The organism is Dactylosporangium sp. NPDC048998 (assembly GCF_043197855.1).
In the GTDB taxonomy this organism is placed as follows: Bacteria; Actinomycetota; Actinomycetes; order Mycobacteriales; family Micromonosporaceae; genus Dactylosporangium.
Window position 1 is genome coordinate 37,740 of sequence record NZ_JBICTV010000029.1, and the last position, 26,795, is coordinate 64,534.

Here is a 26,795-nt window from a genome sequence, read left to right on the forward strand (position 1 = left end):
GAAGGGAAGACCCCCGAGCGTGCGGGGACGACCACTGACATAGAGGAGGGCCGATGCCAGGACAGGGAAGACCCCCGCGTGTGCGGGGACGACTAATTCCGGTGAGACTCAGTATCCGGGTTCGGGGGAAGACCCCCGCGCGTGCGGGGACGACGATGCGGCGGCGGCGGGTGCGCGGGCTGAGGAGGGAAGACCCCCGCGCGTGCGGGGACGACCTCACCGGCGGCGCCAAGAGTTTCGCTGGCGGCGGAAGACCCCCGCGCGTGCGGGGACGACTTAGCGCACCGGACGGGGCCGTATCAGTCCAAAGGAAGACCCCCGCGCGTGCGGGGACGACGTGCTAGTCCGGTGGGTGGCTATCCGGCGGGGCGGAAGACCCCCGCGCGTGCGGGGACGACGGATCGTGCAGGTAGTCGACGACGCGGTCACGAGGAAGACCCCCGCGCGTGCGGGGACGACGCGGCCTTGAGCGTCGCCGCCTCCATCTTGGCGGGAAGACCCCCGCGCGTGCGGGGACGACACCTGCGTGTCGTACTCGACGTCGCACGTGAGGGGAAGACCCCCGCGCGTGCGGGGACGACTGGGTGGAGGGGACCCCCACCGGGGCCGGTTGGGGAAGACCCCCGCGCGTGCGGGGACGACGATCAGCTAGCACGGCCGGAGGATCTCGCGTCGGGAAGACCCCCGCGCGTGCGGGGACGACCCGGAATTCGAGCAGGACCCGGAGCCGGGAGAGGGAAGACCCCCGCGCGTGCGGGGACGACCGGCATGGGGCGGGTGGAACGGCCATCCGATCGGGAAGACCCCCGCGCGTGCGGGGACGACGTGGTCCCGCCGACCGTGACGTGCGTAGCGAGCGGAAGACCCCCGCGCGTGCGGGGACGACGAGCCAGCCGCCTACTCGACCGACGTCGCGACCGGAAGACCCCCGCGCGTGCGGGGACGACAAGTATGACGAGACGTACGAGCGTCTCGCGTTCGGAAGACCCCCGCGCGTGCGGGGACGACGGGCACCTGGTCCTGCACTTCGCGGGCGACACGGGAAGACCCCCGCGCGTGCGGGGACGACCGCTCCACCAGGACTACTCGCCCGGCATGACCGGGAAGACCCCCGCGCGTGCGGGGACGACGCGCCGGTAACCGCGACGCGGACGTTGCCAGAGGGAAGACCCCCGCGCGTGCGGGGACGACGCGCCGGTAACCGCGACGCGGACGTTGCCAGAGGGAAGACCCCCGCGCGTGCGGGGACGACCATCTACCCACGATTCTCCGCCTCCTGTCGAATGGAAGACCCCCGCGCGTGCGGGGACGACTACCTGACGGGCTGCGTTGACGTTAAGTCGGCCGGAAGACCCCCGCGCGTGCGGGGACGACACCGTGCTCGGCGGCGGGCGAGGTGGGGAAGACCCCCGCGCGTGCGGGGACGACCCGGCCGCGTCCGGGCCTCCCCGGAACCACGCGGGAAGACCCCCGCGCGTGCGGGGACGACGTCCGGTGCGTCAACACCGGCGGGGCCGCTCTGGGAAGACCCCCGCGCGTGCGGGGACGACCGCCACCACCGCCACCGCCGGCTTTCCGATCGGGGAAGACCCCCGCGCGTGCGGGGACGACCCAGCGTGGCCGGTCAGTGCGGAGCGCGCACTCGGAAGACCCCCGCGCGTGCGGGGACGACACCATCGGTCGCGACTCCTACAGCGGCACTCTGGGAAGACCCCCGCGCGTGCGGGGACGACTCATCGAACTGCTGACCACGCTCAACGTCCTGCGGAAGACCCCCGCGCGTGCGGGGACGACCTCGCCGCGGCGAACTTCGAGGGAGCCGAAGCCGGAAGACCCCGCGCGTGCGGGGACGACAACAAGCCCAGGGCGCGCCGCGCCGCCCGCGGCGGAAGACCCCCGCGCGTGCGGGGACGACGGCACGGTATCCAGCGGCGCGAATCCGCCGAGTGGAAGACCCCCGCGCGTGCGGGGACGACTCGTCGCTGATGTCGCCGATGGTCCGCGGCCGGGGAAGACCCCCGCGCGTGCGGGGACGACCTGGACAACGGGGTCTGGTTCGGCAGGCTCGGGGGAAGACCCCCGCGCGTGCGGGGACGACCGGTACCGCCCGTGGCGGTGGATCATCGGGAGGGGAAGACCCCCGCGCGTGCGGGGACGACGGCGTCGTCCAGGTCGACGCGGACGGCGCTAGCGGAAGACCCCCGCGCGTGCGGGGACGACGTACCGGCCCCCTGGCCGACCTTGTACGCGGGAGGAAGACCCCCGCGCGTGCGGGGACGACCAGCCGGAGCAACCGGCGGCCGGGTACGACCCTGGAAGACCCCCGCGCGTGCGGGGACGACGCTTGTTGAGCTGGGACTTTATCGGCGTGGACGTGCGATTAGAATCAGTCCGTCGAGATCGACTGGGTACCAGCGGTCCCGACCCGCAGTTCGCGTTGCCCATCCTTGCTCGTTGCGCGCTGGCTCGATCATGATCGTTTGTCCGTCGCCGACTCGTTCGGTAAGTAGATTCCATAGACGGTCGCGTACCCGGCTGCTGGGATTGCCGACGAACACGCCCGGCGCGACTTCAATCATCCAGCGAGTAAGGTGGCCTCGGAGGCCTTCCGCGACTGCGATCAGGACAACGACGGTCACTAGTCGACCTGCTTTGCTGGGTCGATGTCGGGTCCGGTCACGCCGACGAGTAGGTCGTCGGAGAGGTTGTCTGCGTAGTCGATCGCCCAGTTGACGCCGCCGGGAACGTTTCCGTGCTCTTCGTCCCACAGTTCGTTGATGTCAGTGTCTTCCAAAGCGGCGTGGTCGACGAGGAGCAATGCTTTGATGTCGCGGACGATTCGGGCAAGAAGTTTGCCGTCAGCGACTTTGTCGCGGAAGGCTATGCGGGCGTCTCGCTCGCTGACGTGCCCTGCTGCGGCGAGGTCGAAGGCGATCGGGATCGTGTATTCGGCCTTGTACAGGTCGGCGATGTCCAGGACGAACGACGTGGCGCCCCCGGTGTGGACGAATCCGAGGCCTGGGCTGGCACCTATGCCGACGATGATGGCGTGGCAGATGGCGTAGAGGCAGCTGTGGGCGGCCGAAAGGAGCCGGTTGACATCATCGCCGGCCTCGAATGGATGTCCTGGTCTGTAGACTCGTCCGTTCCACGGAACGCCGGTGCGTGTCGATTGCTCTCGGTACAGCTTCTTGATGCGAGTTCCTTCACGGCCGCGCAGTTGTTGCATAGTGAGTCCGGAGACGTCTTCGTCGGGGAATCGCATGGCGTACATGCGTCTGGCGACAGCGAGGCGTTCCTTCGTGCGGGTGACGAGGTATGCCTGTCGGATTAGGAGTTGGGCGCCGCGGCTGGGCCCCAATCCTGAGGCGTACATTCGGACGCCACGTTCGCCGACCCAGGACACGGCGGTGCCGGAGTTGGCCAGCAGCGCGACCGCGGAGTGTGTGACGCGTGTGCCTGGTCCAAGCAGTAGTGTTGCGATCATCGCGGCGGGCACTCGGATGGTGCGTTCTCGGTTGACAAGCACGACCGCGTTGTCGTCGCGGTCTACGTGGCATTTCTCGACGTACAGGTTGGAGATCCGGTCGGTGACGCGGTGGAGGTCTTGGGGATTGGCGAGCCACCACATCAGCTGCGTGCCGTGTCGATGGTGGGCGCGAGGGTGATAAGTCCGAGGCCGTAGGCCTTGCCGTGGCCGACGCCGTGAAGCAGGCTCTGGCGGGCGGTGCCGGGGTCGGTGACGGTGAGGACGCCTTCGAACGTTGCGGTCTGCAGGACCACGGGCGCGTCGCGGTTGCTGCTCTTGTTGAAGGACAGTCTTTCGCGGCCGGACACGCGCACCGCTGGGAGACCGGCTTCACCGTCAACGAGGGTGAAGCCCCACCGGTGGATCCGGGAGGTGAACCAGGCCAGTTGGTGGGCGACGGTGCGGTGTGGGACTCGGACGCCGCGTGGCCTGGGTTGGCTGAGACGTTCCTTCTGTAGCGGCGACGGGCTGTCGGGAGTCTTGGTGGAGCTGGTGGGATTGGCCTTGATCCGGAAGGTGAACTGCCTGCCGAGTGCGATCTGGTTCAGCAGCGGCTCGTAGGACCGGGTGATGGCCTGTGGTTCGTCGGCGTGTGGCCAGCCGGCCTGCTCGACGAGGTGCTCCCATGACGGGTGGCTGTCGGTGAGTACGAGCAGGCTGAGCCGATGTTGGGTTACCGGGTCTGGCTCGAGACGCCACAGGACGCGTTCACTGATGGGTTGGCGGCTGATGCCGGCCAGGACCGCGGCGTGCGCGACCTGGGGGTTGCGCAGGAACAGCTGGGCCTTGGTGCGTTGCGGGTTGAGCCAGACACGTGACAGGTAGGGCATCGGATCAGCCTCCGAGCAGAGCGAACGGGTCGTGGTGGTCGGCGAGCGGCGGGTAGCCCGGCGGTGTGGCCCAGTGGTGTTTGACGGTGCGGGTGGTGAAGGCGCGGTGTAGCGGGTCGAAGGAGGTGGGTAGGTCGGTGCGCACGTCGTCGCCGGTGGGGTCGTCGACGGTGATCGGCAGTCGGCCGGTGGGTGGTTTACGCGTGGGCGCCTGCCAGGGCACGCGGAGCAGGACGCTCAGGGCGTCGCCGTGCCACAGATCGGTGCCGTGTTCGGGGTCGGTGAGCAGCAGCGGCTGTGTGGGAGGGCAAGATCGCCGGCCGAGCGAGAGCGGGAAGGCGGGGTTGCGGATGGCGGTGGTGAGCGTTTCGAGCAGGGGTTGCGGGCCGCTGACGGCGGCGACGAAGACGGCGTCCTGGAGGTAGTAGCGCGTGGTGAGGTGGGTGTACTTGGGCGGCGAGGTGCGTTTCTGGGTGCCTTTGGCGTTGACTTGCGCGGATGGCAGGGGTGTGCCGTCGAGTGTGCTGACGGTGTGATAGTCGCGCAGTATGGTGCCGGGCCGGTCGGTGCGCACCCCGAAGGTGAGGCTGAGCAGGACTTCGATCGGGTCCTGGCGCCGCAAGCCGTGTGCGGCTGCGAGCAGGCCGAGCACGCCGCTCTTGGTGGGTTCCGATTGGGTGTCGCGGCGGTTGAACTGGCTTTGGCCGCCCCACGACTGGATGGGGCCGGCGAGCCGCAGCACGAGGCTGTGCGGGCCGGGGCCCGAGTGCTGGTTCATGCCGGGACGTTTTCGGTGATGCGGGCGGTGACCGTGTCGCGGACTGCGGCCACGATGTCGGCGAATGGCTGGACCGGGCCGAGCGCGGCCGGCTCGGGTACGGCCTGCTGGTCGTAGAGCGACGTCGCGAGCAGCGGAGTGACGCCCCACAGGCGGGCCGCCTTGGCCAGTTCGGCGTCGAGGCGGCGGGCGGATTCGGCGGCGATCCCGTCGCGGGGGCGGGTTTCGCTGGCGTACGGAGACGGGAGCCGGACCGGGTTTTCGAAGGCGGAGACGAGGTTGACCGGCTGGTCGCCGCGGACCACCACCGAGACGAGATTCGGCAGAGTGTGATGCGCAAACGTGTTCGCGTGTCCGGTCGGCATCGAGTAGACGAACGCCTCGAGGAACGCGGCGAGGGCGTCAACCGCCGCGTCGACCCGCCCGTCGAGATTCTCGATGAGCTGGTGCATCCCAACGGTCGCGAACCGGTACAGGGTGGCGGAGGTGAACTCGACGGTGCCGATCATCCCGGCGCCGGCGTCCTCGGTTTCGCGGTCTTTGGCGTCGTCAACAGCGGTGAAATAGTCGAACTCGAAGCTGGCTTCGTGGGTGCTGACGGCGTGGGCAACCTGTGTGGCGGCGTCGACGTTGAGGGCGGTGAGATCGGCGACCATTCGGCCGAAGAGGGCCACGTCGATTGGGTGACCTTCGGTGAGGACCTGCTGCACACCGAGCTCCGCGGTGGCCTTCGTGAGCGGCTCGTCGGCGAGGGCGACGAGGTCGTCGGCGTTGTCGGCGACTAGGTCGACGAGCCGGTCGAGCTGTGCCCTGCCGTAGAACAGCAGATAGGCGCTCTCCTCGGCCTTCTTCTTGCTGGCGGTGAGTCCGAGCCCAGCCAGCATGGCGTCGGCGAGGCGCCGAGCCGCTTGCGGGTCGAGGCCGGTGCGGATGGTAATGCGGTCGGTGAGCTGCTGACCAATACGTTTGGTGCGGATGCCGAGCTGTTCGGTCGGCAGGTTCAGTCGATCGCTGAACGCCAGCCGGGTGGCGCGTTTCCACGCCTGTGAGGAGACTCGGGCGCGGCGCACCCCGCCGTAGATGGCCTGCTTGGGGCTGCCGGCGTCGTCCCGGTTGAGGTTCGACGGCGGGACGGTCTGCAGGATGTGCACGTCAACGTAGGTGCGGTTCACAGCGACTCCTCGTCGGTCGGCTGGGTGGGATCGGTTGCGGTGTCTTCGTCTTTGTCGTTGGTTTGGCCGTTGCGGGTGAAGTACTGCATGCCCCATCGGCGCCGGGCCCGGGCTGCGCCCTCGGGGAAGTCCCACCGACGGAGGTCGTCGAAGAGCATCGTGTAGTCGAGCGGCTGGGCGATGCCGCGCAGCTGGGTGACCAGGCCGCGCAAGTGCAAGACAAGCTCGGTGACGTCGGATGCGGTGGCGGCGCTATTGAACCGGCGGTCGACCGGGCTCTCTTTCGACCAGTCGGGAGCAGCGGGGCCGGTGGCCGGCGCCGGGCCACCGCCGCGTCGCTGGCCGTGCTGCCGGAGTCTCAGCACGGCGGTGCCGAGGCCGATGCCCGGGCGGTGCATGGACGTGGCCTGAGACTGTTGGTGAATCGCGAAGAGCGTGAGGGCGGCATGTTCGGCGGCGTAGCGCGCGGTCGTCCGCCCGTCAGAATTGATCTGCGTGTAGAACGGCCACATCGCCGGAACCGATCCGGGAAGTCGGCCAACACCGCGGCGCAGTGCGGCCAAGTCGGCGCCAGCACTGCTGGCGAACCGCGCACCGCCAGCCACATAGCGTTGCCAGTAGAACAGGGGTCGCTCGTCCGTGGTGGACATGTCGTCACGCACCTCCTGAAGGTGTGCCAGCAGGAACAGGTTGGCCAAGAATGTTGCGGACCGCTGCGCGGAATCGAGCCTCCGCGGCGGCTGCGCGATAGATATCCCGTGGGCTGTGGACACGGCCGATGAACGTTTCGGGCGGGACTGCGTTCAGGGCACCCTCGGCGGCTATCAACGCAATGCGGCGTGCCTCGGCGAGCCACAGTTCCTCGGTTGCGTCGATGTCGTCGGGACGGCGCTGCAACCGGGACAGCACCTCCCGCGCGACAGGGTTGAACGCGTGCACCATTCGGTCCCCGAGCCGATCGCCCTTGTCCCAGGGCAGTTTCTCGCCGCCGGCGGCGAGTCTGAGCTCGTCACCAAGCCGGTTGGCTGCCACACGGAGGTCGTCGGCCTGGCTGACCATGGTCTCGACCATCTGATAGACGCCGCTGTCCGCGTTGAGTGCCGCCAGCGGCATCGGCAGCAGATCGACGATCAGATCCTCCACAACAGCGGACTGGTTGCCGTACTGCACCCCCACCGTCAGGACCCGCAGCGGGTAGTCGATCGGCAACTGGTCCTGGTCCTGGACGTCACGGATCGTGCCCAGCACCCGAGGGCTGGAGCCGTGCGGGTTGTTCGGCGCGGTAGCAAGCATCGGCAGCATGCCCCGCCAGGCGGACTGACCGACCGTGTGCCGGGCCGGCACCTGCTCCTTGCTGTTCTTGGACATCCGCCAGGCGGTATGCGGCTCGATCTCGTCCGGGAGCCGAGTCATCCGGTCCCCAGCGGACAGCACCACACGTCGTATGACGGCTGTCCCGTCGGGGCCGGCCTCCGGCACAAGTCGGATCCGGCGGGCCTGCCAGGTGAGCAGGTCCAGCAGGCCGCGGGCCGGACGCTGCTGCCACTCGGGCCTGGCAGACGGATCGCGGTCGGGGCTCGCTCGCCACTGTGGCCGGTCGTCGAATCCTGTGGCGGACGTGATCGGTACATGCAGCAGCAGTGTCTGGGCGAGCGTCTTGCCGAGCGGCAACACCACGCCGATCCCCCCGAGAGGACCAGTCGGGTTGCCGGTCGTCTTGCCCGCCCGCACCATCGGGTCGCCGTCCGCGCCGGACTTGATGGCCGCGGTGTCCCAGCAGTGCGTCGCCAGCGCCGCCCTGATCGCCTCCGCAGGCGACAGCGCCGGCGGCGTTGCTTCGGTCCGGGCCGAGAACAGCGGAACGTTGTTGCCAGAGGCCGCCGATGCGATCAGCACCGACACCGGCTTGGTCTCGCCGTTGACGGTTCGCAACTCCGCGACCTGCGCAAGAGGATGCGCGCCGAAGACCTGAAACCGGTCACGGTACCGATCCAGGTAGGCGTCGATCGGGCCTTGCTCACCAGGTCCGTGGTCGGCCCAGGGTGGACGGCGGTCGAGGACCGCTGCCGTCCAGAGTTGGCCCCACTCGCGCGCTGTCCGGGGGTACCGGCATCGTGCGTCGACGAACAGCGCATCGAGGTATACCGGCAGCAGCACCTGCCGGAACAACGCGACGGCCTCCAGCGGCGAGTCCAACGCGACGCCCAGCAGTTGGTGCGCCTCGAGCAACGCGACACGCAGCGAAACCGTCTGCCGTCCGTCGCGGGTCATCACCGGGATCCACGGATCCGTCGTCAAGTCGAAGCTGAACATCTCGTCCTTCCACGCATCGTTGAGCGTTGGACTGTTCCGAGGTGCATGTGCGCTGGCAGGCACGCGAGGAGCGGAGCGGCACACTGGGCGCCGCGCTCCGGACCGGCCGAGCGTAGCACCATCGACCGAACTGGGTATAGCTGGTGACAATTGCTTGATCATTTATTCCGGTACGCTGAACACGCCCGGCTCCGCCGGGGTGTCCCGTGGGTGTAGCTCGCCCATAGGTCCTCCCCGCCATGCGGGGTTCTCACGGCGCCGGCTCATCAACGAGCCCCAGTTCGAGGTCGTAACTGAGCCGGCGCCGTCCCAGGACCGCACTGTTCCCGTCATCCAGTTCCAGCACCCTGATACGACGTAGCCAAGGGTCGCCGCCAGCCTCAGACAACGGAGTCAACTCAAGCAGCGCGGCTTCACTCAACGCCGCCGGCAAGCGCACCGTCGACCGGGCGACGGCCTCGGCCACATCCGGATCGCTGATCATGGTGTCGGCGGGACCAAGCGACCGCCCGTCCAGGGTGTACTTGAGATCACCGCGTCGGCGAAGCACTACCACTTCGATACTGTCCGCACCGTCACGGACCACGGCGGACACTGCGTCGTCGTCGTCAAGATCCCGGGTCGGCCGGTCATGAAGTCCGGCAAGGTCAGCGCGATACAGCTCACCGACACCGGCGAGGATGAACCTGTTGGCGTTGTCCCGCCGAACCGCGTCACTGTGCCTCCACTGCGCGAGCGCCGCATCGACTTCCGTCCGCCAGCCCGCCGGCAGCGGCTCCCCGACGTCGTAGCCGCGCTGCACGAGTTCAGGAACCTTCGCCGGCACACTCCACCCACCTCGGACACTCGCTTCCTGAACAAGGTGCGCCGCACGCAACAGCGGATAACGGCCATAAACGTGTTCGCTGCCACGGGGGAACACGGGCACGCCGCCCATCCACGACATGCCAGCGACCACCACCCTCGGCGAGGCAACGCGGCACGGCCGAGCCTCCGCCGGACGGTCATGCCGGTGAAGCCGGCCGATGCGCTGCAGCAGCAGGTCGATCGGCGCCAGATCACTGATCAGCAAGTCGGCGTCGACATCGAAGGACTGCTCGGCAAGCTGGGTGGCCACGACGATCATCCGCGGCGGACGTGACGGTGCCTGCTCACGATCCGGAGCACCGAGCAGATCGAGCACCCGTTCCGTGCGGTCCACACGCTCGCCCATCATCAGCCGCGCATGCAGCAGCACAGTGATCGTGCCATCGCCCCCAAACGCCTGCCGCAACGCCTGGAAGGTCTGCCGTGCGCGGCGAACCGTGTTGCGCACCACGAGGAGACAACCACCGTCAGCCAGCGCCTCAGCGACCAGGGCCACAAGCTTCTCAGGTCCCTCACGTGGATCCTCGTCCAGCACGTCGACGGCAACGCTGATCGAATCACGCCACGGCTTGGCCGAGCAGCCGCCGCTCTGCACTCGACCATCCGCTGCGGTCACCCACCGCACCGCCGGGTATCCCTGGCCCCCGACCAACGATGCCGGCACCGCTACATCGGATTCGCGTAGCGCTCCCTGCAGGTACGCCTCGGCCAACTGCCGACGCATGGCCGGCGGCAATGTCGCCGACAACAGCACCACAGGGACGCCAGCGTCGCCGAGCCATCGCAACGCCTCCGTCAGAAACTGCATCATGTACACGTCGTAGGCGTGCACCTCATCGAGTACCACGACCCGCCCGGCCAGCCCGAGATGCCGCAGCATCACATGCCTGGTGCGGGTCGCCGCATGCAACAGCTGGTCGATCGTGCCGATCGTGATCGGCATCAGCAGGCCACGCTTCGGCCCGAGAAACCATTCCGCTGGAACCACCGTGCGCTGCACGGCATGTGACCGCCCGGTCACCACACCGAACACGTCCTCACACCCGTACTCGTCGTCATCGACGTCACTGAAGCGCGTCTCGCGCATCTCCCGCCAGCGCTGATTGAACCGACGCTTGCCATGCAGCAGACCGACCGGGACAGAGGCGTCCAAAGACTGAGCCCAGTCCACGACACGGTTGAACATCGCGTCGCTTGTAGCCTGAGTCGGCATACCGACAAACACGCCATCGGCGCCGAACCGAGACGCTAAGACCTCGGCAGCCGCGAGCGCCGCCTCCGTCTTACCCTCGCCCATCGGCGCTTCGATGAACATCAGGCCGGGACCGGGCATCGTGGAGGCCAGGTCGACCGCAGATGCCTGGACCGGTCGAACCTCGCAACGACGGAACCGCTGCTCGAAGAACCCGGACGGCGCGAGCAACGACCGGTCACGCCAGCCGCCGCGGAGCTCCAACCTCTGCCACGCTTCCCGGGCTCGTTCACGCGCCTCGTCCATCGAGACCTGGTCAAGCCTGTCGATGCCGACGAATCTCTCGCTGTCGCTGGCAATCCAGTCCGCCATGATCACCGCGCCGGACAGCGTCAACTGCATGGCCCTGCCCGGTGTCGAGATCGGCTCAAGGTCGGCCATGTCAGCGCCCACTTCGTAGGCGACCGCGTTGACCAGTTCCTGTTGGGCACGCCGCCACTGCGGCCCCTCGCCGTGCCCGTGGCGCTCCGGCATTCGATACCGGGCGCGCATCGGCACCATGCCGTGATGGCCCGTCACCATGGGAACGACCCAATCGACCTGGTCAGAACTCCAACCGGCCGCGCGAAGCGCGTCCCGCACGATCACCCCGCCAGCCAGTGTGTGATGCCACTGCTTCGCTTGTTTCGGCAGCGACCTCCACCGCAAGCCACACGCTTGGACCGCTGCCGCCAACGCCGTCACCTTGTCCTGAAAGGCTGGCGTCGCCTTGCCTACGTCATGGAGTGCGCACAACACAACGAACAACTGACGGCCCCGGCCAGCGCAGCAGGCGTCCAACCTGTCGCGCACCGCTGGGGCGAGGTAGAGGTCCCAGATCAGCTCACCAACGGCCGCAGCGTCGAGGAGGTGCTGGACAAGCAGGTTGGGGCGGCCGCCAGCGTTGGACTTCCCCCAAAACGGCGCGAGCCGCTGCAGCAATTCCGCATCCACGCCCGGCAACATAGAGCAGCGGTACGACAGTTTCGGGAGACGCGATGCGGCTCTCATCCGGAAATATCCGAATCGCGTGAAACTGTTTCACCCGAACGAACGAGCCGTTCCGGGTGATACAACCTGAACCGTCGCGCCAGTGCAACTGAACGGGAATCGGCCGCCGTGACAGTAGAATCGCTGGTCAGCAAGCGTCGTCCCCGCACGCGCGGGGGTTCTCCGCAGCTTGCCCTGTGATTCCGGCCCGAAAACACGTCGTCCCCGCACGCGCGGGGGTTCTCCCGCAACGGGCGGACCGTCCTCGGGTTCGGGGATGTCGTCCCCGCACGCGCGGGGGTTCTCCCGATCGAGATGAGCGACGCGGTGATCTTCCCCGGTCGTCCCCGCACGCGCGGGGGTTCTCCTCCCAGATGTCCGCTGAGCAGCAACTCGCGTACGTCGTCCCCGCACGCGCGGGGGTTCTCCCCCGAGATACGCGGCGCGGATCTGCGGCCGGGCGTCGTCCCCGCACGCGCGGGGGTTCTCCGGCCGCGTTCGTCGGATACTCGCCGACGAACGAGTCGTCCCCGCACGCGCGGGGGTTCTCCCGCGTCGACCGGCCGCCACTCGTCGTTGATCATGTCGTCCCCGCACGCGCGGGGGTTCTCCCAGATCCTCATCCGACATGGGATCCACCACCGACGTCGTCCCCGCACGCGCGGGGGTTCTCCGCTAGCGCCGTCCGCGTCGACCTGGACGACGCCGTCGTCCCCGCACGCGCGGGGGTTCTCCCACCCTTGGCTGTTGCGGCGACATCCACCACACGTCGTCCCCGCACGCGCGGGGGTTCTCCTGCGGTGAGTTCGGGATGTCCCTCGGGAGCTCCGTCGTCCCCGCACGCGCGGGGGTTCTCCCCGAGAGCACGATCCGGAACCGGCGGCCACACCGTCGTCCCCGCACGCGCGGGGGTTCTCCCACGTGCCCGTCGTCGTCGCGGTCGTAGATGGTGTCGTCCCCGCACGCGCGGGGGTTCTCCCCCGCTCCAGCTCGGCCGCCTCATGCTCACTCCGTCGTCCCCGCACGCGCGGGGGTTCTCCTGTGGGCCCCGGCCGACCGAAACGACGGGCCAAGTCGTCCCCGCACGCGCGGGGGTTCTCCCGCATCCGGGGCGGGTGGTGGCTGGAACTGCGCGTCGTCCCCGCACGCGCGGGGGTTCTCCGCTCGCACCCATGTCGTCGTCGTCCTCCTGGTCGTCGTCCCCGCACGCGCGGGGGTTCTCCCCCCCGCGACATCCGGCGCGCCTGGGCCGACATGTCGTCCCCGCACGCGCGGGGGTTCTCCGGAGACCCCATGACCACGACAGCACCCCCGACCGTCGTCCCCGCACGCGCGGGGGTTCTCCGGCGGGGCACCACATGAAGGTCATTTCGGAGCGGTCGTCCCCGCACGCGCGGGGGTTCTCCGAGATTCACGGCCGCTTGACCGCCCGAAGCGACGTCGTCCCCGCACGCGCGGGGGTTCTCCCGTGCCCCTCCGGCGCATCCAACGTGTAGCCAGGTCGTCCCCGCACGCGCGGGGGTTCTCCGCCCATCGACTGGCCGCCGGGCAGGCCGGACGCGTCGTCCCCGCACGCGCGGGGGTTCTCCGCAGGCGGAGACGATCGCTGCGCTGACGAAGACGTCGTCCCCGCACGCGCGGGGGTTCTCCCCGGGTGGCACTCCATCGGCGTACAGCCCTACTGTCGTCCCCGCACGCGCGGGGGTTCTCCTTTTGCGATACGAGTCCTGGTCACCACCGGGTGTCGTCCCCGCACGCGCGGGGGTTCTCCGCTCCTGCGCACCATCATCGCGCCGGCGTGGGCGTCGTCCCCGAACGCGCGGGGGTTCTCCGCGACCCGGTACCGACGAGCGCGCCGCCGAGCCGTCGTCCCCGCACGCGCGGGGGTTCTCCCCCCGCCGCGATGTCGCGGGACAGCCAATCAAGGTCGTCCCCGCACGCGCGGGGGTTCTCCCGTGATCATGGTCGGGAACCTGCCGGACTGCTCGTCGTCCCCGCACGCGCGGGGGTTCTCCGGACATCAAGGCTGGCGGCATCCCGCTGCTCGCGTCGTCCCCGCACGCGCGGGGGTTCTCCGCTCAACGCCCTCGGGGTGGGTGACGAGCGTGGGTCGTCCCCGCACGCGCGGGGGTTCTCCCTGGAGCGTGAGGGTGACTTTGTGGAGCACCCGGTCGTCCCCGCACGCGCGGGGGTTCTCCCACGTTGACCGTGGCCGAGCCGCCCTCAGCCGAGTCGTCCCCGCACGCGCGGGGGTTCTCCCGCCCAGCGCGACCCGAGGACGAGCGTCTGTTCGTCGTCCCCGCACGCGCGGGGGTTCTCCGCCGGACTTACTCAGGCGCAGGTTGATGGCCTCGTCGTCCCCGCACGCGCGGGGGTTCTCCCGGGCCAGGTGCAGATAGCTAGGAGGCGCCTCGGTCGTCCCCGCACGCGCGGGGGTTCTCCCCTCGTCCCGCGCCGCCGCCGCCCGCTGCTCTTGTCGTCCCCGCACGCGCGGGGGTTCTCCGCTGGAGAGCGTCGCAATCGAGGCGGGGTCCGGGTCGTCCCCGCACGCGCGGGGGTTCTCCGCTGCAGGAGGGCGACAAAGCCCAGGCCAGCCGGTCGTCCCCGCACGCGCGGGGGTTCTCCGATCGTCAGCAACAGCCAGGCGAACAGCACGCCGTCGTCCCCGCACGCGCGGGGGTTCTCCTCGTCACGGCTGCGGGTACTGCGCTTTCCTCGAGTCGTCCCCGCACGCGCGGGGGTTCTCCGCATGTGCCCGTACGACAGAAGCGACGGGGCGAGTCGTCCCCGCACGCGCGGGGGTTCTCCCTACCCGGTTGCGGCTCCGAACTGCTACATGTTGTCGTCCCCGCACGCGCGGGGGTTCTCCGCCCCGCAGCGCCGTCGACCGCCTGCCAGGCGAGTCGTCCCCGCACGCGCGGGGGTTCTCCGCGGCGCATCGTGTCCATCGGCACCGTCACGGCGTCGTCCCCGCACGCGCGGGGGTTCTCCTGGTGTCAGCGCCGGGTCGGCGCCGAACATGCCGTCGTCCCCGCACGCGCGGGGGTTCTCCCCGTGACCGCCATCGGCCACGCGGCGGCCAGCAGTCGTCCCCGCACGCGCGGAGGTTCTCCCGCCGAGTGGATCAGCGTCGAGTTCGAGGGCTTGTCGTCCCCGCACGCGCGGGGGGTTCTCCGGCAGCATGAGCGACCTGCTCGACTTCCTGCGCGTCGTCCCCGCACGCGCGGGGGTTCTCCACAGGCCCCGGAGCACATCCACGCCTCGCAGATGTCGTCCCCGCACGCGCGGGGGTTCTCCCCCTGGGCACCGTCGTTCACGAGGCAGGAGAGGTCGTCCCCGCACGCGCGGGGGTTCTCCCCAGGGCAACGGCAACTCGATCACGCAGATCCGGTCGTCCCCGCACGCGCGAGGGTTCTCCCTGGAAATCTGTCATAGCCGCTTCCTGCACTTGGTCGCCCCCGCGCACGCGGGGATGGTCCGGTCTGGGCCGGCATGGCGTGGTCATAGGCGCGGTACTCCCCGCGCACGCGGGGATGATCCCAAGCAACTTGCGTACGGTGCGTGATAACCGTCTTGCTCCCCGTGCATGTGTGGCGAGACAACCAGTCGCCGTTAGGCATGAGGTGTGGCCCAATCCCGTCGCGAGCTCGGGCCTGCCGCAACCGCCAGCCGGCTGTCATCGTCCGCGCCGACGGCGACCGGAGGGGCACCGGGGCCCTGCCCACACCATAAGCAGCCCGACAGTGCGGTTATGGTGTAGTGACGAGCTGCACCACCCTGCCGCCGACTCCAGCGGGGTACAGCTCGCGCCATGTCAGCTGACGGTCGTTGTGCTCGCGGCGCTGACGGCGAGATAGGTGTCGGGCGTGGCCGCCTCAAGGTAACCCGGCGGCGGTTCGCTGACCACGGGCGGCTCCACACCGACGATTTCCGGCCATTCGGCTTCGGATCCGCGTTCGAAACCGGCCCGAGCGCGCTCTGCCAGATATGGACGCTCCTCGCGTTCACGGAACCGCAACAGCGCATCGCGCTCACGTTGCCGTTCGTCGACTTCCCGCAGGCTGGGCTCCGGACCGTCCCGCTGGGGCCATGCCGGGCGCTCGACGTTGACGATCTGCGCAAGGGAGGCTTCGACGTCGGCCAGTTGCTCGCACGCCGCGTAGAGCCGCCGGGAGAGCCCGACGATGAGGTCGGTGCCCGGGACCCTGCCCGTGATCATGTCTGACCGATGGCCCGGCCGGCGTCGGCGGTACTGTTCGGGCTGGCGCGCGGCGTCGCGTTCGGCGCGGGTTGACGGGTCATGCTCGAGCAGTTGTGCCAGCCCGGTGCGGCGGCCGGCCCGGTACGATGCGAGATCCTGACCGACCGGCGTGATCCGCAGACGCTCGGGTGGCAGAGCCCGTAGCGCCAGGTAGAACAGCATCCTTGAGCGGGCCAGGTCGAGAATGCTGTTCGGGTCGTCCGCCGGGCCTGAATCCGAGTTTGCGGTGACGCCCTCGGTACTGACGGCCTCGACGTCCAGGGTGACGAAGACACGGTGTTCAAGGCTGGTGCCGCACAGCACCCGCACGTGGGGCCCGTCCATCAGTTCTGCCCGGGTCAGCTGCTCGGCGCCTTTACGGAGCATGCCGAGACCGGCGCGGCGGCCGCCCTTCGCCTCAATGAGCCAGGGGTACGGGGCGGCTGGGTGCCGGGCGACGAGGTCTGGCAGACCGAATTGCTCCTCCCACCCGGTTCCGGCGTACAACGGCTTTTCGATGCTCTCGGCGTGGTCGGTCGGACCGGTGCCCAGCAGGCCGCGGCAGGCCCACTCGGCCATCGTCATTCCCATCCGGTACCCGAACGCGACCTGCGCGCTGGCCTCCGTGCCGTGCTGATACACCACGTTCGGCTCGAGGTGGTACAGCGAACCGGTCGGGCCGCCGGGATGCTGGCTCCGGCCGAGATAGGCCATCAGCGGGGAACGGCGAGCCACAATTTCCGCCCACGCGAGCGTGGGCGTTGCGGCCAGCCACCCCACTGAGTCTCGCCCGACGGTCGCTGCCGCATCGATGATCTCCCGCCAGGAGGTACGGACCAGATACTGCCCAGACGGTGGTTCGGCGATGGCTGGCCACGGTGGGGCACCCGCGTCGATCCGCTGGGCTCGGGGCCGCCGCTCAGGTACCAGGGGCGAACTGCGGCGTAGGAACACCGGGATGTCCAGAGCATCGACCATTGTCAGCAAAGTGCCTGAAGCGCCGGCGGGCGGGTGCATCCAGCCAGGGTGGCATAGCGGCCGTGCAGCGCGCATCTGCGCTGCGAGCCGACAAAGCTAGATCGAACGTCGAAGTACACCCTGGAACCGTTCAATGCGTGGTGAAGTACTTGAACTCGATGGCTGTACGCCCGTTGGGGCCGAAGCACAACACGTCTAGGGCTGTCAGCAAGATGACGATCATAATGCCCATTCAGAGACTCCAGCGTCGCTCAGGCGTTCCACGATGATGGTCTTGTGAGCGTCTCCCGAATGACGTCCTTGCCCCGGAGTTTCTGGCTGTTGTCGGTGGCCGCCGTGTTGGTCATCGCTGGCTGCGGCGGTTCGGCTGGGGACAGTACGTCAATGACTTCGGATCGCCCAACCGCGAGTCCGTCGGTTCGCCCGTCCACCGAAGTCACCGTGGCTGAATCCACCCAGACCCCGGCAGCGTCATCCGCAGCACCAGCCGGCCCACGGTTCGGGCCGGACATGGTGCGCAAGATGTCGGTGACGAAGAAGGTGAAGGGCGGTCAGGCCAACGTTGCGGTCGTCGCGGGCGGCACGTCGGCGCAGCTGCTCGACGTGGGCAAGGGCTGTGTCGATCACTTCCGACGCACATACAAGGCCGCGTTCTGCTACGTGTTCGGTTCGCAGGCGGACTTCGCTGTGACGACCTGGAACGACCAGGAAGGGCTGGCCGACAAATGCTGGATCTGGTACGTCGGCATCCCGCTCGCCGGCGGTGACTACATGCCAATGGAGATGGGTGGCATCAGCTACCAGCAGGACCGTTGCCCAGGGAAGGTCTACCCTCGGGCCGTAACCTTCCAGTCCCGATCTGGCAACTCTCAGCCCAAGGTCCTGGCCTTGTCGATCGCGCCGCGTTGCGTTGCCCAGCCGGGACGCCGAGGACAATCAGTCCAGACCGTCCAGACGACGCAGGTGGCGGGGCTACCACGCCAGTAAAGAAAGTGAGCCAACGGCGAAGGCGCACGCAATAGCGGCGCTCGGGCCGGGGTCGGATTGGCCACGACCGGCGCGCGGCGCCGGGCGGGCCGGCGGCCTGGCGAGCCGCCGCCACCGCGGCGTCGGCCCGCTGACGCAGCCGGTCCCAGGCCGTGACGGCGGCTGCGCTGTGCACGGCGAACCCCGGGCGCCGTTGAGCCCGGCGAGCAGATCAGGGATGGGGTCGAGCGGGCCGAACGGGAGTCTGCCGAGACCAGCGGGCCACGTCCAGCCACGCCATCCCGGGGGCGAGGCGCTCCAACTCGGCGACCCACTGCGCGGCGGCGACAATCAGGCCGGGCCGAGACATACAGCACCCCGGCCGGACCGGGCATCGCCGCCTGGTGCACGCACGAACTGCACAGGTCGTGCTCGCCCAGCACACTGGCCTGCTACGCCGGCAGGCTGGCCGGGCGGTAGCCGGACACCCGGGTCACATGCGTGCACCGTGGGTGTCTGTACCGGGGGCGTGTCACTTGCCCTTCGGGCTGACGCGGACCAGTTCGACGTGCATTGTGGTGAACGGCTCGGCCGGCAGCCCGGCGGCGGTCAAGGTGGCCTCGGTCAGCTGGGGCACGACCGGCGGGCGGAATGCCGGCGCGATCCGAGCCGACCCGGTCGTGGTCGCGCCCATCGGTCACCATTGCCCGCAACCGCCGGGGCGGCACGCGGCCCGCCGGCCGTAGCGCGGACGGGGTACGCCATCCAGCCGACCGATCATGCATCCTGCTTCCGGCCGCCGCGGCTTAACCCACCCTCACCGACGCGCGCGTTGCCGTGCTCGACCGTGCATCCGCGCCGTGCCTGGGGTGGGCGTGCGGATCGGGCGGGGTCATGCGGCGCTCTGACGCCCGCCCGGGGCAGGTCCGCGGTGCGCGGCACCTGCCCCGAGCGGAATCGTGGTCAGGCGGCGGCGACTGGGTGCTGGTCGGCGGGGGCACGAGCGTGATGGCGTGCTGTATCGAGGTCCGTGCGCGCTTCGACGAGCGCGGCCTCGGCGTTGGCTACCCGCGCGCCGGCGGGGGTCAGAAGTCCACGACGTAGGGCGCGATGTGGTTAGCGAGTTTGGCCAGCGCCGCAGTGGCGTGACGAGGACCGCACCGCGAGGCCGGGCAGGTAGGCGGCGGTGCGGCACGTATGGCGGGCAACGTCTCGCAGGTGCCGCAACGCGGGGAGCACCACCTCGGTCTCGTCAAGGGCCGAGATGGCCGGGTCGCTCAGCACGCACCGGCCGGGTCCGGGTTGGGGTTCGTCACGTGTTCGGGCTTCAATGTCGAAGAATCTCGTGGATCGCTACGAACAGGCCCGCTGCAGTGCCGACGCCGACCGCCCACGCCGTGCTGTGGGCGGCCAGTACCCCGGCGGCTGCGGCGCCAGCAATCGCGGCGATCGTGGTCCACCGCCGCGACCCGCCCGGGCCAGGCGTCGATGAGCTGCGTGTGCTGGTCATAGAACTGGCACTCCTTCGTGGCAGAGAGGCTCGGCGCCTCGGGCACCATCAGCAGACCAGCACGCGACGGTCCGGTTCTCGACAAGCTCGCGGGGCTCCAAAAGCCGAAGTCGGCCGGTACGGTCGCATGCCATGGTCCGCAAACAGCCCAGCAGGGCCGATGCCGCCTTGATCGCCGCCGCCAGGGAGCGCGGAGCGGCCCCCACTCCCACCCAGCTCGAACGGTGGCGGGCGGCGGGCCTGCTATCCCGCAACGAGCAGCACGGCGCCGGGCAGGGCCGCGGAAGCGTCTCCACCGTCCCGGCCGACGCACTTAATCTGGTGGTGTGGCTCAGCGCCCACGCCCGCCCGGGCCGGCGGCCTGCAGACCTCGCGCTGGAGGCGTTCGGCGCCGGCCTGCCGGTTCCGGAGCCGACCGTGCGCGGGGCGTGGCTTGCCGCAGCCGCGCCCCGTCTGGACGCCCTGCTGGAACCTGAAGAGGGTGCCGACCGCAGCGACTGGATCGCCGACATCGCGCAGGAGGTCGCCGCCAAGCACAGCGGCAAGAGCGTGCTGCTGCCCCAGCGTATCCGCGAGATCGACGCCCGCATCGGCGCCGCCGGCATCCCATTCGTATTGCCCGAACTGGCCCCGTTCGACAAGGGCACGTACGAGACCGAGCCGTACACGAGCCGCGACTTTCTTACCATGGCCGTCTCTGCTGCCCTGGGCGGCATCAGCGAGTTGTCCGAGGGCGACCTCGCCGCCGTCGCGCGGGCGATGGTCCCGTCCGGTGCAGCCGTCCCGGTCGCGTCCATGCTCGAATACCCCGACGAGGGCCCAAAGCTTGCCGACATCAACGACGGTCACGGCTTGACCCTGCTGCCGGCCGGCGACGCCCGCGCCGACCTGAATCGGATCGTGACCAAGGCGTCCCTCGCGCAGCTGCGGGCAGCCTGGCTGGCCGTCGACGACATGCACCGGTGGGCGGTGTCGCTGTGCGACACCGTCGAGGCCGAGCTCGACGCACTGGCTGTCGGCGAGCCCCTGCCGGAGTGCCCGGGCCTGCAGCAGTGGTTCCTCGGTATCGCGTTCGGCTCTAACCGCCTGCTGGTGCGCCAAGCCCTGCTCGAGCCGACGCCGTCCATGACGGCCCGAACGAGCACCGCAGTGATGCTGCTGTTCCTGGCCACCGGGATGAGCCGATTGCGGGTGATGGTGCCCGGCAGCCAGTTCGAGTTGCTGTCGGTTCTGTTGCCGCCGTTCCTGTACCAGTTGGCCGAACTGGTGGTTGCTGACCTGCCCGCCAGTCTGCGTCCCGCGGACTCGGCCTGACCTGCACACAGGCGAGAAATCGCCCACCGACAATCGGCTCCTACATCATCAACGGGGACTACGGCGCTCAGGTGTGCCATGCGCCACCAGCAGGGACATGGGAGATCGGCAACGCGGCATGTTCAAACGGCGAAGGCCGGCTACAGGCTTATGACGATCTGCGCCCGGCCGATGCGCACGTTCAGCGGAGGGAGAGTGTTCCTGATCTCGCCGTCTGAGCAGGCGATCGCCGTGTGGTCGGTCGGGGTCGTCCGGACTTCCATCACCGGTCGTTTCGTCCGTGATGCGCAAAGTTTTCCACAAGGCCGAACTCGCTCTGGCTTCGCCGCAGCACTCCTTGTCATCGTCAAGGTTGTCGATCGATGTCGCGGTCGGCGGATGGCGTGCACGGGGAGGAACGGGTTGTGGCAGAGGTCGCCGGGGTCCGCATTGGCGTCGATGCGGCTTGTGTGGTGCGGGATTCGGAGGCGGGGCTCGAGCTGGCGGGGTCGCTGGATGCGGCGGTGGCCGCGCTGGGTGCTGCCACGAGCTGCTGGGGTGGTCCGTCGGCGTTGGCGTCGTTGCGGGTCGCGTCCGGCTGGGCTGCCGGTTGGGGGCGATACCTGACTGGGACGGCAGGTCGGGTGCGGATCTGGTCGGAGGCGGCCCGGTCGGCCGCGGTCGGCTATCAGGCGGCGGATCGGGCAGCGGTCGCCCGGCTCGAGCATCGGCCGGATCCGGGGGTCGGCCCGCCGGCCGTGCGTTGGGATCGGTTGGTGCTGGTGCCGGGCCCGCCGAGCGCCGGGGCCGGCGACACGTTCGGTGTGGCGCAGGCGTTGACCGGTCCGTTCAGCCGGTTCCAGGCCGGGGCCGACGTCCAGCCGGTGACCGTAGCGCTGGCCGAGCTGGCGGTCGAGTTGCGGTATCTGGCCATCGGTCTGCCATGGCAGGGGCCCGCGGGTGAGGCCGCCGCCGCGACGATGGAGGACCTGGCCGGGCAGGTCGCCGCGGCCGGCGCGGCGCTGGCCGCGGGTGCGGCGGCGTGTGTGTGCTACGCCGAGGTGCAGGTGCACGATCGGGCGCTGCTGGTCGACCTGCTCGACCTGGACGATGCCGCGGCCGGGAACGACGGCCGTGCGGTGCTGGCCCGCATGGCGGTGGCCGACCGGCGTCTCGTCGACACGTTGCTGGGACTGTGGCCGCCGGCCAGCGACGCCAACGCCGGCCAGCCGGGCGCGCTCGCCACCGACGGTGTGCGGCTTGCGACGGGGTCGGTGTACCCGTCGGCGGGGTCCGGCATGGCATTGGACGAGGATGGCCTGTCCCGCCTCGCCGCCGCGTACCACCGCGGGCCGCAACCACCGGCACAGGGCGGCGACGAGACTGAGGTCGGCGCGGGCGATGACGGCCCGGTCCTCGCCGCTGTGCTGGCGGACGGCGGCGGCGCGGGGCGCGCGGGTGCGACACCGGTGAAGGTGGAGCCGCCGCGGGTGTACGTGGTTCGTGAAGATGACACGCTGTTCGGCATCGCCGGTCGGGAGCTCGGCGATGCTGAGCGGTGGCCGGAGCTGTACGAGCTCAACCGCAATACAAAGCAGCCGGACGGGGCGCGGCTGACCGATCCGGACGTGATCCGGCCGGGCTGGCGCCTGCGGCTACCGGTCGCCATGGCCGCAGATGGGGATGATCCGCCGTCCGGCGCCACCGGCGACGTGGACCCGCCAGCCTCGACCGGCGCGGCGACGCTCGGCGGCGCGGAATCGCAGCCGTCACCGGCGGCGCCGGTGACGGATGACGGTACCGGCGAGGGCGGGGTGGTGCCGGGCTGGCTCGTCCACAGTGCGGTCGCAGCTGGTGCCGCGGCCCTCGGCGCGGCCGCGACGGCCGCGGTGCTGACCCGCGGTGGTTCGGCCCCGGCGCAGCCCGTTTCCGCCGCCACGACGCTTGATCGCCGGCCGCAGGCGCCACGTGAACCAGGTGTCCTCGACCGGTCGCGACCACTGAACCAGCGTGCAGCCCGACCTGAGGCGACGACCCTCACCGGCGCACGTGCGGCGCCGGGGCCGAGCAGCGCCGACCACGCGAAGCCCGATCCGCTGCCCAGCCGGGATCGAGGCCCGGATGAAGGCCCAGACGAGGGCGTCGACGCACCCCGGGACGTTGAGGTGTCCCTCGATGAGCTGCTCGAGCCTGCGACGGACATAGCCGTTCAGCCGGCCGACGCAGAGGCCGCGCCACAGTCAGTTGTGCTGGACGATACGGGGCCGGGACGCGGCGCGATGTCGGCGTTGGCCGGCCGCCCCGCCGGGGCACGGTGGGCAGCCGGGGGGCTCGGGCTGACCGGGCCTGGGGCGCTGGCCGCTGCCCGGGGCGTGCTCCTGGCCGCGGCCACATCGACGATCGGGGGACGGTCGGGTCGCGTCGTCATGGCCGCGGTGGATGCTGCGGCGCTGCTCGGGCTGGCGGACACGGGCCTGCTGCCAGCGGTGGCGGCGTGGGACATTGTGGTCAGCCGCGAGGCGGCGCTGAGCGCTGTGGAGGAGGCGTTGCTGCGGCGGTCACGCCGGGCGGCCGAGGGTGATCGACTCGCTGTGGACAGCGAACCGGGCGAAGGTGATGGCGCCGTCGGCGATGCAGCAGAGCTGGTGCTCGTCACCGAGGCGGGGGATGGTGCGGATCGGGTCCGGTTGGCCGCCCTGCTCGCGCAGGGCTGCACACTCGGTGTCCGCGGGGTGCTGCTCGGCCCCTGGCCGGATGGCACCACCGTCAGCGTCGCCGCCGACGGCACCGTCACCCGGACGGTCGGCGACGACCGGGAGGTCGCGTACTGGCTCACAGCCGGTGCTGGACGGCTGCCGGTCGCCAGCAGCCGCCAGACGCTTGCCGGCCTGGGCAGCGGCCTGCATAAGGGTATCCGTCCGTTCGCCGATCGGCGGCCAGTCGGCGGTGGACACCCCGGTCCCGCCGACCCGGCCGGGCCACCACCGGTCCCGCTGGGCAGCCTCGCCGACCTGGCGCCCGAACCCCCCGCCCAGCGCACGGAACCCGGGGCTGAGGCTGCGACCCTGTCGACCACCGTGTCCGCCAGCCGATCACCCGACGGACCCGCCACCCCCGAATCGCCGCAGCAGGCGCCGACGTCCCCCGGGCTCACGGCGACCGTGCAACACCCGCAGCCGCCGGCCGGCAGCCCCACGGGACCGCCGGCACCGGTGGCACCACAACCGGACAGCCCACCGGAGCCGGCCGGACACGACCGCGGCGAGGGCGACGCACGCGGCGACCCCGCGGCCGTCACCCGCACCCGTGGCGGCAGTCCGGATCGGGTCAGGGTGGCGGTCCTCGGCCAGCCCCGGATCATGGACCCAGCCGTGGATGGGGAGCCGTTGCGGGCCAAGTCGCTGGAACTGCTCACGTACCTGATCGCGCGCGATGGTGCCGCTGGCCAGGACGCAATCCTCGATGACCTGCTGCCGGACGCGCCGGCGAAGAAGGCGCCGCACCGGCTGCACACCTACGTCTCCAACCTGCGCCGGGTCCTGAAACACACCGGCGGCGCAACCGCCGGGCAGCGGCGATACGTGGAGTTGGTGGCGAAGCGCTACGTGCTCGACCGGGATGCGTACGACGTCGACCTGTGGCAGATGCAGGCCGCCGTCGCCGAGGCGGCCACCGCGACCCAGCCTGCCGAGCGGGTCGCGGCGCTGCGCCGGGCGGTCGCGACATACGAAGGCCCGCTGGCTGACGGCGCCGGCTACGAATGGGTCGAGCCCTACCGGGAGGCCGCGCGCCGCCAAGCCCTCGACGCCGCCGAGGCGCTGGCCGACGCCCTGCACGACAAGCCGGCAGAAGCCCTCGCCGTCCTCACTGCCGCGCTGCGCCACCACCCGCACACCGAATCGCTGTACCAGGCGGCGATGCGGCTGCACGCTGCCAGCGGCGACACCGCCGCCGTCCGCGCGCTGCACCAGCAGCTCGCCGACCAGCTGCGCGGCATCGACGCCGAACCCGGCCCCGACACCCGCAGCCTCGTCGAGCAGCTCCCCACCAACACTAGCCAGCCCATGGACGACAACAAGCAGCACGATCAGCACCGGCCGCTGCCACGGCGGGATGCCGCGTGACTGGCGCGTCATCCACAGCACCAGCCAGGTTTTCCACAGCGTTGTCCACAGGTGCGTCCACACCGGGTCACGCGTCCGGCGCCGCGAGCACGGTGTCCCCGCGCCGGTGGCCGCAGGCATCAGCGCACAGGCGACGGTCACCGGTGTACGCGGTGCACGGCGCCGAGGCCACGCCGAGCGTCACCGGTGCGGACATGGATACGGAGCTGCTCCGCACCGTGCGGCGCACCTCCCATCTGCGGCAGCTGTTCTACGTCGTCGTCCTGCTGGTCGCCCTGGCCGGTCAGGTCTCCGGCGCCGTCGAGGCGCTGGGTATCCCGATGATCTGGGCGATCCCCGCGGTCGGCGCGCTGGAGCTCGGCGGCATCGTCGTGCTGGCCAACGCCGACGTGCGCCGGCGCCTCGGCGAGCGCGCGGTCGCCTCGCGCATCCTGTCGGCCGCGATCGCCGCGTTCGCGGTCGCGTTCAACTGGATGGCGCACGACAACAAGCTCCTCGCGGGCTTCTTCGCCGGGATGTCAGCGCTGGGGTACCTCGTCTGGCTGATGCACACCGAGAACCAGCGGCGCGACCGGCTGCGGGCCAAGGGCGACCTGCCGCCGACCACCCCGGCCTACGAGGTGGTGGGCCACTGGGTCCGGCACCCTTGGCTGACCCTGCGCGCGAAGAACCTCGCGAAGGCCGACTCCCGCCTGGGCCTCTACACCTCCATCGCGGCCGCGAAGGCGGAAAAGCGCAAGGAGCAGCGCACCGCCGCGATCGCCAAGGTGCTGCACCGCAAGATCCGCGCCGCGGTCGACCCGACCACGGCCGACATCGCCGTCGCCGTCTACGACCTCGACGAGATCGCGGTGCGCCTCGCCGACGGCGCCGACTACGACGGGCTGACCGCGCTCATCGCCGCCGACCTCAGCCCGGCCCGGCTTACCCAAGCCCAGATTGCTGCCGCCCAGACCCCAGCGCCGACGGCCCCCGAACCGAAGGCGGTGCCGGACAGCCACCCCGGCGAGCAACGCGGCACTGTGGCGACCACCCAGTCCGGCTCGGGCGTCGCCAGCGCAGCGCCTGAGGCCCAAGACAACCCGATGACCGCGACCACCAGCGACCAGAACGCCAGCCAGCCCGCCCCAACCCAGGCAGCGCCGACACCCTCACCCGCTCCCGCCGCAGGTAACCACAGCGAACCGGAACCCGAGCAGACGGACCGGGCTGACTGGGCTGACGACCACCAGCAACCCGAGCCGAACCACGAGGTCCCTGCCGACGCGGTCGAACGACGTGCCGACGACGATCGAGGTGACGAGACATCGGACGAGCAAGTGCACGCACGCCATCGTGACAACGAGCGGCCGGACCGCGACGAGGGCAGCGACCGGGACGGCGCGGCCCCGCGCGAGACGGCTGCCGCCGTCGCATACTGGCGGCAACGCGACCCCACCCTCAGGTCGGGCGAAATCGCCGCGCGCATCGGACGCTCCCAACGCACCGTGTACCGGTACTGGACGGCCACGACATGACCAAGCGACGACTCCGCAACCGACTCTTTGACGCAGCCTGAGGCAGCGCCGAGCTGCCGCGGCGGCATCACGATCAGCCGACCGCACTCATCCCGCACCGCCCACTCGCGATATTCAACGACAAAAGGCCGGTCTTCTTGCTCTGGGTCCGGTGGCGCCGGCCACCGGAATCCGGTCATGTACCAGGCCCGCGCCGAGCGGATCGGGCCCGCGAGCCGCCGGGCTGATTCGTACCCGGCTGGAGCCGGACGTCTGCTGACGTCCGGCTCCACCGCGCACGGGCGGCGGGATTGTCGGGCTACGGCTGGGCGATCAGCGATCAAGTCGGAACGTGCGGCGGTGGACCGCCGTACCGGCTCAAGGGGCGAGCCTCAGCCTGACGGGTCGCCATGGCTGCGGCGGCCAGGGAACGGCTCGAACGGTGCATCCGGCGAGGGCCGCACGGGAAATGCCTGCG

Annotated in this window: 16 protein-coding genes and 2 CRISPR repeat arrays (1 of these 18 only partly in view); of the genes, 5 read left to right on the forward strand and 11 right to left on the reverse strand. The window is 70.3% G+C overall.

Annotation, left to right across the window (positions count from 1 at the left end):
* Nucleotides 1-2,342: a CRISPR direct-repeat array (repeat unit 28 nt; unit sequence GGAAGACCCCCGCGCGTGCGGGGACGAC); it begins 960 nt to the left of the window's first position.
* Nucleotides 2,343-2,360: 18 nt separating this feature from the next.
* From cas2e to ACGFI8_RS38365, 9 genes are all read right to left on the reverse strand, one after another.
* A complete protein-coding gene (gene cas2e / locus ACGFI8_RS38325; RefSeq protein WP_392812189.1) occupies nucleotides 2,361-2,639 on the reverse strand; it encodes a type I-E CRISPR-associated endoribonuclease Cas2e in 279 nt (92 codons plus the stop codon).
* The gene (gene cas1e / locus ACGFI8_RS38330) at nucleotides 2,639-3,631 is read right to left on the reverse strand and encodes a type I-E CRISPR-associated endonuclease Cas1e (protein WP_392812190.1); all 993 of its coding nucleotides are present in this window, start codon (nucleotides 3,629-3,631) and stop codon (nucleotides 2,639-2,641) included. Before cas1e ends, cas2e begins: the two co-directional genes overlap by 1 nt.
* Entirely contained in the window at nucleotides 3,631-4,359 is a 729-nt protein-coding gene (gene cas6e, locus ACGFI8_RS38335; RefSeq protein ID WP_392812192.1) for a type I-E CRISPR-associated protein Cas6/Cse3/CasE, read from the reverse strand. The genes cas1e and cas6e overlap by 1 nt, the downstream gene beginning before the upstream one ends.
* Nucleotides 4,360-4,363: 4 nt before the next feature.
* A complete protein-coding gene (cas5e, locus tag ACGFI8_RS38340) occupies nucleotides 4,364-5,137 on the reverse strand; it encodes a type I-E CRISPR-associated protein Cas5/CasD (RefSeq protein WP_392812193.1) in 774 nt (257 codons plus the stop codon).
* Nucleotides 5,134-6,309 carry a type I-E CRISPR-associated protein Cas7/Cse4/CasC gene (cas7e, locus tag ACGFI8_RS38345; RefSeq protein ID WP_392812194.1) on the reverse strand — a complete coding sequence of 392 codons (1,176 nt, stop codon included), beginning with the start codon at nucleotides 6,307-6,309 and terminating at the stop codon, nucleotides 5,134-5,136. The genes cas5e and cas7e overlap by 4 nt, the downstream gene beginning before the upstream one ends.
* A complete protein-coding gene (gene casB, locus ACGFI8_RS38350; RefSeq protein ID WP_392812195.1) occupies nucleotides 6,306-7,007 on the reverse strand; it encodes a type I-E CRISPR-associated protein Cse2/CasB in 702 nt (233 codons plus the stop codon). Before casB ends, cas7e begins: the two co-directional genes overlap by 4 nt.
* Nucleotides 6,964-8,622: a type I-E CRISPR-associated protein Cse1/CasA gene (gene casA, locus ACGFI8_RS38355; protein WP_392812197.1), complete on the reverse strand. Its 1,659-nt coding sequence runs from the start codon at nucleotides 8,620-8,622 to the stop codon at nucleotides 6,964-6,966. Before casA ends, casB begins: the two co-directional genes overlap by 44 nt.
* A gap of 250 nt (nucleotides 8,623-8,872) precedes the next feature.
* The gene (gene cas3, locus ACGFI8_RS38360; RefSeq protein ID WP_392812199.1) at nucleotides 8,873-11,674 is read right to left on the reverse strand and encodes a CRISPR-associated helicase Cas3'; all 2,802 of its coding nucleotides are present in this window, start codon (nucleotides 11,672-11,674) and stop codon (nucleotides 8,873-8,875) included.
* Between the two features lie 193 nt (nucleotides 11,675-11,867).
* A CRISPR array of direct repeats spans nucleotides 11,868-15,250; the repeat unit is 28 nt; unit sequence GTCGTCCCCGCACGCGCGGGGGTTCTCC.
* 274 nt (nucleotides 15,251-15,524) lie between these two features.
* Nucleotides 15,525-16,928, reverse strand: a complete 1,404-nt coding sequence (locus ACGFI8_RS38365) for a hypothetical protein (RefSeq protein ID WP_392812201.1) — start codon at nucleotides 16,926-16,928, stop codon at nucleotides 15,525-15,527.
* Between the two features lie 510 nt (nucleotides 16,929-17,438).
* Here ACGFI8_RS38365 and ACGFI8_RS38370 point away from each other — a divergent pair.
* Nucleotides 17,439-17,915, forward strand: a complete 477-nt coding sequence (locus ACGFI8_RS38370) for a hypothetical protein (protein WP_392812202.1) — start codon at nucleotides 17,439-17,441, stop codon at nucleotides 17,913-17,915.
* A gap of 511 nt (nucleotides 17,916-18,426) precedes the next feature.
* On the opposite strand, the gene ACGFI8_RS38375 is transcribed toward ACGFI8_RS38370, so the two are convergent.
* A complete protein-coding gene (locus ACGFI8_RS38375; protein ID WP_392812204.1) occupies nucleotides 18,427-18,588 on the reverse strand; it encodes a hypothetical protein in 162 nt (53 codons plus the stop codon).
* A gap of 200 nt (nucleotides 18,589-18,788) precedes the next feature.
* Here ACGFI8_RS38375 and ACGFI8_RS38380 point away from each other — a divergent pair, with 200 nt between their 5' ends.
* The 3 genes from ACGFI8_RS38380 to ACGFI8_RS38390 all read left to right on the forward strand — a co-directional run bounded on the left by ACGFI8_RS38380 (nucleotide 18,789) and on the right by ACGFI8_RS38390 (nucleotide 24,821).
* On the forward strand, nucleotides 18,789-18,998 hold the full coding sequence (locus ACGFI8_RS38380) for a hypothetical protein (protein WP_392812205.1): 210 nt from the start codon (nucleotides 18,789-18,791) through the stop codon (nucleotides 18,996-18,998).
* A gap of 538 nt (nucleotides 18,999-19,536) precedes the next feature.
* Entirely contained in the window at nucleotides 19,537-20,718 is a 1,182-nt protein-coding gene (locus tag ACGFI8_RS38385) for a hypothetical protein (protein ID WP_392812206.1), read from the forward strand.
* Between the two features lie 623 nt (nucleotides 20,719-21,341).
* The gene (locus tag ACGFI8_RS38390) at nucleotides 21,342-24,821 is read left to right on the forward strand and encodes a BTAD domain-containing putative transcriptional regulator (protein ID WP_392812208.1); all 3,480 of its coding nucleotides are present in this window, start codon (nucleotides 21,342-21,344) and stop codon (nucleotides 24,819-24,821) included.
* 67 nt (nucleotides 24,822-24,888) lie between these two features.
* Here ACGFI8_RS38390 and ACGFI8_RS38395 read toward each other — a convergent pair whose 3' ends face one another.
* Entirely contained in the window at nucleotides 24,889-25,017 is a 129-nt protein-coding gene (locus tag ACGFI8_RS38395) for a hypothetical protein (protein ID WP_392812209.1), read from the reverse strand.
* On the opposite strand from ACGFI8_RS38395, the gene ACGFI8_RS38400 reads away from it, so the two are divergent.
* Nucleotides 25,016-26,338: a hypothetical protein gene (locus tag ACGFI8_RS38400; protein ID WP_392812210.1), complete on the forward strand. Its 1,323-nt coding sequence runs from the start codon at nucleotides 25,016-25,018 to the stop codon at nucleotides 26,336-26,338. The genes ACGFI8_RS38395 and ACGFI8_RS38400 overlap by 2 nt on opposite strands.
* Nucleotides 26,339-26,795 lie beyond the last annotated feature (457 nt).